The organism is Pantoea sp. JK, from assembly GCF_026130245.1.
GTDB classification, from domain to species: Bacteria; Pseudomonadota; Gammaproteobacteria; order Enterobacterales; family Enterobacteriaceae; genus Pantoea; species Pantoea trifolii.
The window spans coordinates 260,887-272,921 of the sequence record NZ_JAINFN010000007.1 but is presented as its reverse complement, the minus strand read 5'-3'; the positions used below and the strand labels follow the sequence as shown (position 1 = coordinate 272,921).

General features: G+C 52.6%; 11 protein-coding genes. 1 reads left to right on the top strand and 10 read right to left on the bottom strand.

Going from position 1 to position 12,035, the window contains the following annotated elements:
* The 10 genes from PanJK_RS16800 to rpsB form a co-directional block, all read right to left on the bottom strand.
* Nucleotides 1-501: an OmpH family outer membrane protein gene (locus PanJK_RS16800; RefSeq protein ID WP_007893920.1), complete on the bottom strand. Its 501-nt coding sequence runs from the start codon at nucleotides 499-501 to the stop codon at nucleotides 1-3.
* A gap of 95 nt (nucleotides 502-596) precedes the next feature.
* On the bottom strand, nucleotides 597-3,008 hold the full coding sequence (gene bamA, locus PanJK_RS16795) for an outer membrane protein assembly factor BamA (RefSeq protein ID WP_008108479.1): 2,412 nt from the start codon (nucleotides 3,006-3,008) through the stop codon (nucleotides 597-599).
* Nucleotides 3,009-3,059: 51 nt separating this feature from the next.
* Nucleotides 3,060-4,409 carry a sigma E protease regulator RseP gene (gene rseP, locus PanJK_RS16790; RefSeq protein WP_265301288.1) on the bottom strand — a complete coding sequence of 450 codons (1,350 nt, stop codon included), beginning with the start codon at nucleotides 4,407-4,409 and terminating at the stop codon, nucleotides 3,060-3,062.
* A gap of 12 nt (nucleotides 4,410-4,421) precedes the next feature.
* On the bottom strand, nucleotides 4,422-5,279 hold the full coding sequence (cdsA, locus tag PanJK_RS16785; protein WP_154154075.1) for a phosphatidate cytidylyltransferase: 858 nt from the start codon (nucleotides 5,277-5,279) through the stop codon (nucleotides 4,422-4,424).
* Between the two features lie 18 nt (nucleotides 5,280-5,297).
* Nucleotides 5,298-6,050, bottom strand: coding sequence for a (2E,6E)-farnesyl-diphosphate-specific ditrans,polycis-undecaprenyl-diphosphate synthase (ispU, locus tag PanJK_RS16780; protein ID WP_007893909.1), 753 nt, complete (start codon nucleotides 6,048-6,050; stop codon nucleotides 5,298-5,300).
* 166 nt (nucleotides 6,051-6,216) lie between these two features.
* Nucleotides 6,217-7,419, bottom strand: coding sequence for a 1-deoxy-D-xylulose-5-phosphate reductoisomerase (gene ispC / locus PanJK_RS16775; RefSeq protein WP_196761366.1), 1,203 nt, complete (start codon nucleotides 7,417-7,419; stop codon nucleotides 6,217-6,219).
* 114 nt (nucleotides 7,420-7,533) lie between these two features.
* Nucleotides 7,534-8,091, bottom strand: coding sequence for a ribosome recycling factor (frr, locus tag PanJK_RS16770; protein ID WP_036649587.1), 558 nt, complete (start codon nucleotides 8,089-8,091; stop codon nucleotides 7,534-7,536).
* Between the two features lie 142 nt (nucleotides 8,092-8,233).
* Nucleotides 8,234-8,959 carry a UMP kinase gene (pyrH, locus tag PanJK_RS16765; protein WP_007893903.1) on the bottom strand — a complete coding sequence of 242 codons (726 nt, stop codon included), beginning with the start codon at nucleotides 8,957-8,959 and terminating at the stop codon, nucleotides 8,234-8,236.
* Between the two features lie 154 nt (nucleotides 8,960-9,113).
* The gene (gene tsf / locus PanJK_RS16760; protein WP_256695662.1) at nucleotides 9,114-9,965 is read right to left on the bottom strand and encodes a translation elongation factor Ts; all 852 of its coding nucleotides are present in this window, start codon (nucleotides 9,963-9,965) and stop codon (nucleotides 9,114-9,116) included.
* A gap of 182 nt (nucleotides 9,966-10,147) precedes the next feature.
* Nucleotides 10,148-10,867 (bottom strand): 30S ribosomal protein S2, encoded by a 720-nt coding sequence (gene rpsB, locus PanJK_RS16755; protein WP_007893898.1) that lies wholly within the window; start codon nucleotides 10,865-10,867, stop codon nucleotides 10,148-10,150.
* 318 nt (nucleotides 10,868-11,185) lie between these two features.
* Here rpsB and map point away from each other — a divergent pair, with 318 nt between their 5' ends.
* Entirely contained in the window at nucleotides 11,186-11,980 is a 795-nt protein-coding gene (gene map / locus PanJK_RS16750) for a type I methionyl aminopeptidase (RefSeq protein WP_008108487.1), read from the top strand.
* Nucleotides 11,981-12,035 lie beyond the last annotated feature (55 nt).

The following is a 12,035-nucleotide window of genomic DNA, read 5'->3' as shown; positions in this document are numbered from 1 at the left end:
TTATTTAACCTGTTTTACAACGTCAGCAGTGATGTCTTTAGCATCAGAAGAAGAGTACAGCACGGCCTGAGAGTCCAGAACCAGATCGTAACCTTCGCTTTTCGCTACAGACTGAACAGCGGTCTGGATTTTAGCCAGCAGCTTGTTACGCTCCTGCATCTGACGAGTTTGGTTGTCTTTGTCAAAAGCCTGTGCTTTTTGTTCAAAGGCAGCACGCTCAGAAGAGATTTGCTTCTCTTTCTTGGTGCGGTCGCTCGCTTTCATGGTCGATGCATTACGCTGCAGATCCTGAATTTCTTGCTGGATCTTCTGCTGCTGAGACTGGAGATCAGAGGCGCGGCTCTGGAATTCACCTTCAAGCTGTTTAGCAACAGCAGCACGCTGCGGAGACTGCTGGAAAACCTGGCTCAGGTTCACGACGGCAACTTTATCAGCCGCTTGGGCACCCGCAGAAGCAGCTAACGCAACACCCAGAGCAGCAGCACAGAACAACTTTTTCACTATAAACTCCTTACCTCAACGTGTGTGTTTGCAGCGTGCCGCATTATCAGGCAGCACGCGTGCAAGACGGTATTTTCACTTCCCTGCTCAGAGCCTTACCAGGTTTTACCAATGTTAAACTGGAATTGCTCTGACTTGTCTCCCTCGACTTTCTTCATCGGCTGGGCGTATGAGAATACCAGCGGTCCTAACGGTGACATCCACTGCAGTGCCACACCGGCAGAGACGCGAATGTTATTAGGATCGCTGTAATCTGGCACACCCGCCGCGCGTGTTTCCGCGGTGTTCTGCCATTTGGTATCCCAAACGGTACCGGCATCCATAAACACCGAAGTACGCACGGAATTCGCATACTTCTCGCTCAGGAACGGCGTTGGCGTGATCAGCTCAAGGCTGGCAATCGCCATGGCGTTACCACCAACCGCATCATCCGACTTACAGACGCCGTTTGGATCTGAGAGATTACAGGTTGATGAGCCATCGTTCAGATACGCAGCTTTAGGACCAATGGTATTGGACTGGAAGCCACGCACTGTGCTCGAGCCACCGCCGTAGAAGTTCTCATAGAACGGCATCTCTTTACCATTAAGTCCGTCACCATATCCAACACGGCCACGGCCTAATACTACCCATGTACCGTCGCGGTTCAGCGGCACATATTGCTGGCTATCCAATGTCGCTTTGTAGAACGCGTTATCAGAGCCTGGAATCGTCACTTTACCGTTCAGGTTGGTACGGTTACCGCGCGTTGGGAAGAAGCCGCGGTCTAAGGTGTTATAGGTCCAACCGTAGTTGAAGGTGAAATCATCTGCAGAGAAATCACCATCATCATTCAAGCCTTGATGACGACCGACTGAATCCAGATAACGCCACATCGCCACCTGTGGACGCATGTTGGAGAGGTCGTTATGCACGTAACCTAAACCAACACGCAGGGTGTTGTTTTCGTTGACCGGGAAGCCAAGCGTACCGTCAAGACCATAACTTTTGTTGGTATAGTCAGACAGATCCGCGTCATCGGCTTTAAAGTCGTTATAGAACAAACGACCGCCAAGGCTCACACCGTCGACCGTGAAGTACGGATCGGTCAATGAGAACTCAGCATAGGTCTGGTAATCGTTTTTAGTGCCGCTAATGCCAACGGTGTTGCCGGTGCCGAGCCAGTTTTCCTGGGTCACACCCACCTGGAAGCTCACGCCACTTTCAGTACCGTAACCGACACCAAAGTTGAAGGTACCAGTGTTACGCTCTTTCACCTTGTAGACCACATCAACCTGGTCTGGTGCACCTGGAACGCGTTGCGTATCCACATCCACGGTTTCGAAGTAACCGGTACGATTCAGACGCTCTTTACCCTGATCGACGAGGTCGCTGCCCAACCAGGCACCTTCCATCTGGCGCATTTCACGACGCAGCACTGAATCTTTTGAGGTGTCGTTTCCTTCAAAGCGCACTTTACGCACGTAGTAACGGTTGCCCGCATCCACGTTGATATGCAGCTTGACGGTTTTGTCAGCATCATTAATTTCTGGCTGGGTCATTACCCGCGGATAGGCGTAACCGTAGCGGCCCAGCAATTTCTTGATGTCATCTTCCATTTGGGTGACTTTGGTGCCGTTATACAGCTCACCCGCTGGAATTCTGGTCATCTTTTCGATTTCAGCAGAATGGCCCGCCATGCTGCCGTTCACGATCACGCCGGCAATCTTGTACTGATCGCCTTCGTTGATGTTCACGGTGATGTAGATGCCTTTCTTATCTGGCGTCAGGCTCACCTGCGTAGAATCGATGTTGAAACGCGCATAACCGCGATCCAGATAGAAGCTGCGCAGGGTTTCGAGATCGCCCGCTAACTTTTGCTTCTGGTATTTGCGATCGCCCACCACGTTCCACCATGGCACTTCATCACGCAGTGAGAAGCGCGAGATCAGTTCGTCAGAGCTAAATGCTTTATTGCCGACGATGTTGATCTGCTGGATCTGTGCTGAAACGCCTTCCTGGAAGACGAATTTCAGATCCACACGGTTGCGCGGCAGCGGCGTAGCAATGGCTTTGACGCTGGCGGTGTATTTACCGACGCTGTAATAGAAGTCTTCCAGGCCCTTCTCGATTGAAGAGAGCGTGGTGCGGTCCAGCGCTTCGCCAACGCGCACGCCAGACGCTTCGAGGTTCTGTTTCAGCTGATCTTCTTTCACCGCTTTGTTGCCGGAGAAAGTGATGTTGGCAATGGTCGGACGCTCTTTCACCTGAACAATCAGGGTGGTACCGTCACGCAGAACCTGCACATCTTCAAAGTTACCGGTGGCGAACAGTGAGCGAATGGTGTTTCTGACGTCATCGTCATTCACCGTATCACCGACACGAACCGGCATGCTGAGCAGAGCCGCGCCGACGGCGACTCGCTGGAGACCTTCGAAATGAATGTCCTTCACTACGAAATCGTCTGCACCGTAAACGGTGGCGCTGCTAAACAGCAGCGACGCTATGAGCAACTTTTTCATCGCCATCGTTGTTATGCGTTTTCCTAACACATCCCGCGTCTGTATGCGTTCCAGCTATTACAAACGAGAGAAATCATTGAAAAGTGCAAGCCCCATTAACAGCACTAGCAAGATTGAGCCAATGCGATAACTAAAGTCCTGAACTCGCTCGGACACCGGTCCACCTTTGATCTTTTCGATCGCCAGAAAGAGCAGATGACCACCATCTAAAACCGGCAGAGGGAACAGGTTAATGATGCCCAGGTTGACGCTGATAAGCGCCAGGAACATCAGGTAATAAATCACCCCGTACTCTGCTGATAACCCGGCACCCTGCGCGATCGAAATCGGCCCGCTCAGGTTATTCAGCTTCACATCCCCGATTATCAACTTGCCCAGCATGGACACCGTTAGCTTCATCAGCTGCCAGGTTTTTACACTGGCTTCGCCGATCGCCGCAAAAGGCCCATACTGCCTTACCGTTTTGTACTCATCAGGCAGCGGAATCACACGCGGAATGACACCCGCAAAGCCTTCCGCTTCCTTGCCCGGTTTCGCTTCCGGCGTTAGTGTCAACGCCACAGGTTCGCCGTTGCGCTCGATGTCTAGCGCCATGTTTTTGCCCGGATTATCCCGCACCTGTGCCGCAAAAGCCTGCCACTGTGACAATGGCTGACCATCGACTTTAACGATCCTATCGCCCGCTTGCAAACCAGCATTGCTTGCCGGTGAGTTTGCCTGAACTTCAGCTAAGGTCGTTTCAATCTGCGGCCCACGTGGACGAATACCTAAAGCGACCACCGGATCCTGTTTATCAGGCTCAAATTGCCAATCGCGCAAATTTAATTGCTTTTGCTGCGTAGCTTCTTCGCCAAATTGCGAGACGGTAAGCGTGGCATCGCTGTCGCCGATTTTACCGATCAGCGCCATACGCACAGCATCCCAATCAGGCGTTTCGATACCATCTACCGCTTTAAGTTCCATGCCGGAGCTAATTTGCGCTTCAGCAGCGACGGAACCGTTCAGAATTTCACCAACTACGGGGCGCACACCTGGCACGCCGTGAATAAACACGGCCCAATAAGCAAAGATGGCGAAGATGAAATTAGCGATAGGACCGGCTGCGATAATCGACGCACGTTGCAGCACGGTTTTATTATTGAAGGCTTGGTGACGCAGTTCGGCGGGAATGCTCTCAACGCGTTCGTCGAGCATTTTGACGTAGCCGCCGAGCGGAATCAGCGCGATGACATATTCGGTGCCCTGACGATCGCTGCGACGCCACAGCGCTTTACCAAAGCCAATCGAGAAACGTTCAACTTTGACACCGCAGCGGCGCGCCACCCAGAAATGGCCAAACTCGTGCACGGTAATCAGCACGCCAAGCGCCACGATAAAGGCGGCAAAACTCCAGAGTATACTCAACATCGTCGGCTATCCTCAGAGGGTGCGGAACACCAACAGCAGCAGGCAGGCAAACACCGGCACCGCAGCAGTCAGGCTATCAATACGATCGAGAATACCACCGTGCCCCGGAATCAAGTTACCGCTGTCTTTAATGCCCGCTTCACGCTTGAACATACTTTCTGTCAGGTCGCCCAATACCGATGCCAGCGTGGCAATCACCGCGCAGATAATTAGCGTGCCCGGCGCAACCGAAAGCGGTGCCAGCAGGGCAAACAGCCAGGCGATGATGGCAGATGACAACAGGCCGCCGAAGAAACCTTCCCAGGTTTTACCCGGAGAGACTTTCGGAGCCAGCTTATGTTTGCCAAACAGACGGCCAAACATGTAAGCACCAGAATCTGCGCCCCAGACGAGGAACATCACGAACAGCAGCCACCATGCGCCGGCGAAATGATCGGTATCGTAATGATACTGACGCAGCGCCATCATCCCCCAGAAGAAGGGAATCAAGGTGAGCAGGCCAAACAGCAGGCGCAGCGCACGCGAATGACGCCACAAGGCAGCAGAGGCAGGATAGAACAGTACTAAGATGAGCGCGGCAATCCACCACACCAGCGATGCCCAGAGCGAGCCTTCCATCTGAAATTGGTGCAGATTGCGTTGATAGGGTTCAAGAGTAAAAAGCATCGCGGACAGCAACAGACCGCATAGCACGGCGAGCCAGATACGTTGCTGACGCGTTTTCATGCCGGCAAACTGCCCCCATTCCCAGGCGGCAAGCATGCAGATGATGATAGTGATAATCGCAAAACCGGACAGGGGTAACCAGAACAGTGCAGCGATCACCAGCGGAATCAAAATTAACGCGGTAATCAGACGAGACTTCAGCAAAGGTTACCCCCAAATTGCTTAGGCGCCGCCTGGTGCAGTACCGCCATAGCGTCGCTCCCGCGTAGAGAATGCATTCAGTGCACCTTCAAAAACGTTTTCATCAAAATCAGGCCAAAGAACATCGGTAAACCAAAACTCAGCATAGGCGATTTGCCACAGCAGGAAGTTGCTAATCCGATGCTCTCCCCCGGTCCTTATCACTAAATCCACTGGCGCCAGCTCCTGCATACACAGATACGGAGCCAGGCTTTCTTCGGTAATCTGGTCAGGACGCAGTAAACCTTCCTGAACCTGTTCGGCCAATTTTCTGGCACCCTGGATAATATCCCAACGGCCGCCATAGTTGGCAGCAATGTTAAGGGTCAGTCCATTATTTTGCTGAGTCAGTTCCTCGGCGCGGCGAATACGTTCCTGAATACGGTTATTGAAACGACTGATATCACCAATAATGCGCAGACGCACATTGTGCTTGTGCAGGCTTTTGACTTCGCTGTCGAGCGCCCAGACAAACAACTCCATTAATGCTGTCACTTCCTGAATCGGACGGCTCCAGTTTTCACTGCTGAACGCATAAAGCGTGAGCGCTTCCAGTTTATGGCTAACCGCAAAGCTGACAGCCCGGCGTACTGATTTTACCCCGGCTTTGTGGCCTGAAATACGCAGTTTGCCCTGATTTTTTGCCCAGCGACCATTACCATCCATAATGATGGCCACGTGACGTGGCGTGCAGTACGACTCGTCATCGATTGTGTTGTGATTGTTGGACGACATAACGCGTAATAATTCCTTTCATCAGAAATGCTGTGGTTTCTGAATACATTGCGCCTGCAGCAAACTCCGGCAAACACGCCAGATGACATCGAAACAATGTCGGGCTGTGAAACGCGAGCGAGCGACTATACCATTTTCACCCAGAGCGAACAAATAGCGGGAACTATCAACCTGCTAAACGAAAGCGCGGCAACAATTCATTGGCACGCACGCGCGCTAACCGATCAATCTCCATCACCTCGTCAATGCTGCCCGGCTCCTGACAGCTCAGGGACGCCAGCACTTCGCTGTTGATGGCAGCGATATCGGTAAAGCGAATCTGGTGCTGCAGAAAAGCTGCCACCGCCACTTCATTCGCTGCGTTCAGCGAGGTCGTCGCGGCCTGACCTGTGGCACAGGCATCAATCGCAAGCTTCAGGCAGGGATAGCGCTCGTAGTCCGGCTCGGCAAACGTCAACGACTTCATGCGAGTGAAGTCGAGCGGCGTTACGCCCGCAGAGATACGTGCTGGCCATGCCATGCTGTGCGCGATAGGCGTCCGCATATCCGGAGAGCCCAGTTGCGCCAGCACGCTGCCGTCGCAATAACGCACCATCGAATGGATAACCGACTGCGGATGCAGGATCACCTCCATCTGCGCGTCAGTCGCATTAAACAGCCAGCGGGCTTCAATGTATTCAAGACCTTTATTCATCATGGTGGCCGAATCAACGGAGATTTTACGCCCCATTGACCAGTTCGGATGCGCACAGGCCTGATCCGGCGACATACCGGCTAAATCGGCTAATGGCGTGTCACGAAAAGGACCACCCGATCCCGTAAGGAGAATCGACTCGATGCCGTTCCCCCGTAGATCAGCGTACCCCAACTGATGCTGTATGGAAGCGGGTAAACTCTGAAAAATGGCGTTGTGCTCACTATCGACGGGTAGCAATTGCACCTGATGTTGGCGTACCGCCTCCATAAACAGACGGCCGCATGTGACAAGCGATTCTTTGTTGGCCAGCAGCACGGTTTTGCCGGCACGAATGGCGGCCATGGTAGGCTGTAAACCTGAGGCGCCAACAATCGCCGCCATCACCTGATCCACATCATCCAGCGCGGCCAGTTCGCAGGCAGCCTGAACGCCGGAGAGCACTTCGGTATTAACGTTGAGTGCTTTCAGTCGCTCACGCAGCGCTTGGGCAGATTTCTCGTCGGACATCGCAGCATAGCGCGGCTGGAATTGCAGGCATTGCTCGGCCATCAACGCCACATTCTGGCCGGCCACTAGCGCGGTCACCTGATAAAGTTCAGGATTTGCGGCAATCACCGCCAGCGTGCTGGTACCAATGGAGCCGGTCGAACCCAGCAGAGTTAATCGCTTCATCATGCTATCCCTGTGAAGTCGTGGAGGGTGCCCGCAACAGCGCCGGACACAATGTAAAACGCCGCCAGAGTCGAACACGTCTCTGAACGGCGTTTTGAAAAGCAGTTGATGGAATTAGAAGTCCATCAGTTCCTTTTCTTTATCGGCCAATGCCGCATCAACACTCTTGATGTGCGCATCGGTCATTTTCTGGATCTCATCCTGCGTACGACGTTCGTCGTCTTCGCTGATCTCTTTGTCTTTCAGCAGCGCTTTGATCTTGTCGTTCGCATCACGGCGGACGTTACGTACAGAGACACGGCCCTGTTCAGCTTCGCCACGTACGATCTTGATCAGATCTTTACGACGCTCTTCGGTCAGCGCTGGCAGCGGTACACGAATATCGCTACCGGCTGAGCTTGGGTTCAGACCCAAATCAGACGTCATAATCGCTTTCTCAACAGCAGCGCTCAGCGAGCGATCAAATACGTTGATTTTCAACGTACGTGAATCCTCTACCGTCACGCTAGCCAACTGACGCAGCGGCGTAGGTGTACCGTAATAAGGAACCACAATGCCGTCGAGCAGTGAAGGCGAAGCACGGCCGGTGCGGATTTTGCTGATGTTGTTTTTAAATGCATCCACACATTTTTCCATGCGCGTGTCTGCATCTTTTTTAATGTCGTTAATCACGTTGAAACCCTTGAATTCGGTTGACCTGGCCATTTCCGGGCTAACCGGAAGCGGTATCGATAAACATCGATCATCCTAATTGCTGCGCGATGCCAGAGCATCGCGGCAAAAGAATATACCTTATTTTAACGTGCGTCGGGTATTAATGCGTAATCAGGGTGCCTTCTTTTTCACCCATCACGACGCGACGCAATGCGCCTGGCTTGTTCATGTTGAAGACGCGGATAGGCAGTTTATGGTCACGCGCCAGCGTAAAGGCGGCGAGATCCATCACTTTGAGCTCTTTATCCAACACTTCTGCATAGCTCAGTTGGTCATACAGCGTGGCATCCGGGTTTTTCACCGGATCTTCAGAGTAGACGCCGTCTACTTTGGTGGCTTTCAGTACCACGTCGGCTTCGATTTCGATGCCGCGCAGGCAAGCTGCAGAGTCAGTGGTAAAGAACGGGTTGCCGGTACCGGCCGCGAAGATCACGACGCGGTTATTGCGCAGCAGACTGATCGCTTCTGCCCAGCTGTAGTTATCACACACGCCGTTCAGCGGAATCGCTGACATCAGGCGCGCATTGACATACGCACGGTGCAGCGCATCACGCATTGCCAGGCCATTCATTACTGTTGCCAGCATGCCCATATGGTCGCCGACCACACGGTTCATGCCCGCCTGGGCCAGACCTGCGCCGCGGAACAAGTTACCGCCACCAATAACCACACCCACCTGAATGCCCAATTCAACCAGCTCTTTAACCTCTTGCGCCATGCGGTCAAGCACGCTCGCGTCGATGCCAAAACCTTCGGCACCTTGCAGTGCTTCGCCACTCAGTTTTAGCAGGATACGTTGATATACAGGTTTTGCGTTGGTCGCCATGGTCAGTTCTTCCTGGAAGATATGATGAAAAGGAGAAGTAAAATCTGGTCGATCATCCGCAAAGCCCGCGAGAAAAGCTATTGGGATGAGACTGAAAGTGCTGCACTAAATCGCAGACAAAAAAGAACCGCCTTGTGGCGGTTCTTTCGGACCATTAAGACTGTTTGGACATTGCAGCAACTTCTGCTGCGAAGTCAGCTTCAACTTTCTCAATGCCTTCACCCACTTCGAAGCGGATGAAGTTGATGACGTCAGCGTTTTTCTCTTTCAACGCCTGGCCAACGGTTTTGCTTGGATCGATAACGAAAGCCTGACCGGTCAGAGAAACTTCGCCGGTGAATTTCTTCATGCGGCCTTCAACCATTTTCTCTGCGATTTCTTTTGGCTTGCCAGACTGCATGGCGATGTCCAGCTGAACCTGGTACTCTTTCTCAACCACGTCTGCAGACACGTTTTCTGGCTTAACGAATTCTGGCTTGCTTGCAGCGATGTGCATAGCAACTTGCTTGCTCAGTTCTTCGTCAGCACCGGTGGTAGAAACAACCACACCGATACGTGCGCCATGCTGATAGCTGTTCAGCTCAGCGCCTTCCAGGATAGCAACACGACGGATGTTGATGTTCTCACCGATTTTCGCAACCAGCGCTACGCGTTCTTCTTCGAACTGCGCTTTCAGAACTTCCACATCGGTAACTTTGCCAGCGACAGCTGCATCCAGAACCTTTTCAACAAACGCCAGGAAACCGCCATCTTTAGCAACGAAGTCGGTCTGGCAGTTTACTTCCAGGATCGCCGCGAAGCCGTCAGCGATTTTGGTTTTGATCACGCCATCAGCAGCAACGTTGCCTGCTTTCTTAGCGGCTTTGATTGCGCCAGATTTGCGCATGTTCTCAATCGCCAGCTCGATGTCGCCGTTCGCTTCGGTCAGCGCTTTTTTGCAGTCCATCATGCCTGCGCCAGTACGCTCACGCAGTTCTTTTACCAATGCAGCGGTAATATCAGCCATTCCAGAATCCTCGATTCGTCTCTGTGTGCTCACACACTGTCAGAAACTTGTTGCGGAAAATTTACTCTGCCCCGCTCGCCTTGCAGTGAGCGTGACAGACTTAGATAAAATAAAGGGGCCTGAACGGCCCCCTTAACAGATAACATCTGATGTCTAAGGGCTCTTAGAAAGAGCGAACCTTATTAAGCTTCAGCAGCTTCTTCAGCCTGCTCAGCCAGATCCTGTGAACGGCCTTCGCGCACGGTAGTGGCAACGGCAGTCAGGTACAGGCTTACAGCACGGATCGCATCGTCGTTACCTGGGATAACGAAGTCAACGCCGTCTGGATCAGAGTTGGTATCAACGATAGCAAATACTGGGATACCCAGGTTGTTTGCTTCTTTGATAGCGATGTGCTCGTGATCAGCGTCAACAACGAACAGTGCATCCGGCAGACCGCCCATATCTTTGATACCGCCCAGGCTGTTTTCCAGCTTGGCCAGTTCGCGAGTGCGCATCAGCGCTTCTTTCTTGGTCAGTTTGTCGAAAGTACCGTCCTGAGACTGAGACTCAAGATCTTTCAGGCGTTTGATTGACTGACGAACGGTTTTCCAGTTAGTCAGCATGCCACCCAACCAGCGGTGGTTTACGAAGAACTGGTCGCAGCTCAGAGCTGACTCTTTTACCGCCTCGGCAGCAGCGCGCTTAGTACCAACGATCAGAATCTTACCTTTACGGGAAGAGATCTTTTTCAACTCAGCCAGAGCGTCGTTGAACATTGGCACAGTCTGCTCGAGGTTGATGATGTGAACCTTGTTACGTGCGCCGAAGATGAATGGCTTCATTTTCGGGTTCCAGTAACGGGTCTGGTGACCAAAGTGAACACCAGCCTTGAGCATGTCGCGCATTGAAACAGTTGCCATGATTACCTCTAAAGTTTGATTTGGGGTTGGGCCTCCATGTATCCCATACGACCGACCTCTTTCAAGGCACCCCGGCGTATGTGTCGATACATGTGTGTTTTAGTACACATAATGAGTTTTATGCGTTTCCTGCCAGCCAAACGTCGGTGACAGAGAATCGTCGGCGCGCTTTATACCACAATGCGCAGGAATACGCCAATAGTAGTTGAGCGCCGCAGGCGCAGACAATCGCCATTTGGCAGCCCTTTTACTGGCTGCTAACATGACTGCCACAGAACTCATTATTGTCGAAAATTTCGACGATTGCGGATTAATTTAATGGCTATTTCAATTAAAACCCCTGAAGAAATCGAAAAAATGCGCGTGGCGGGCCGTCTTGCCGCTGAAGTGCTGGAGATGATTGCACCGCACGTGGTGCCTGGCGTCACCACCGGTGAACTGGATCGTCTCTGCCACGAACACATCACGCAGAAGCAGCAGGCGATTTCTGCCTGCCTCGGCTATCACGGCTTCCCGAAATCAGTGTGTATTTCGGTGAATGAAGTGGTCTGTCACGGTATTCCGAGCGACGATCGCGTGCTGAAAGATGGCGACGTGGTGAACGTCGATGTCACGGTGATCAAAGATGAGTATCACGGCGATACCTCAAAAATGTTCATCGTCGGTAAAGCGACCATTCAGGGCGAGCGCCTGTGTCGCGTTACCCAGGAAAGTCTCTATATCGCGTTACGTTTGGTGAAACCAGGTATTCGTCTGCGTGAGCTGGGCCGCGCGATTCAGCAGTATGTCGAAGCGCAAGATTTCTCCGTGGTGCGCGAATATTGCGGTCACGGCATCGGCAAAGGTTTCCATGAAGAACCGCAGGTCCTGCATTACGACGCGGATGACAGCGGCGTGGTGTTGCAAGCGGGCATGACCTTCACCATCGAACCAATGGTCAATGCCGGTGATTACCGCATCCGCACCATGAAGGATGGCTGGACCGTGAAAACCAAAGATCGCAGCTTGTCCGCGCAGTATGAGCATACTATTGTGGTGACAGAAAACGGCTGTGAGATTCTGACGCTGCGTGAAGACGACACCATTCCAGCGGTGCTCGAAAACGTCGCGTAATCATCTCGCTGACAGTACCAGGCCGGCTTATAGCTGGCCTTTTTTATGTGCGTAA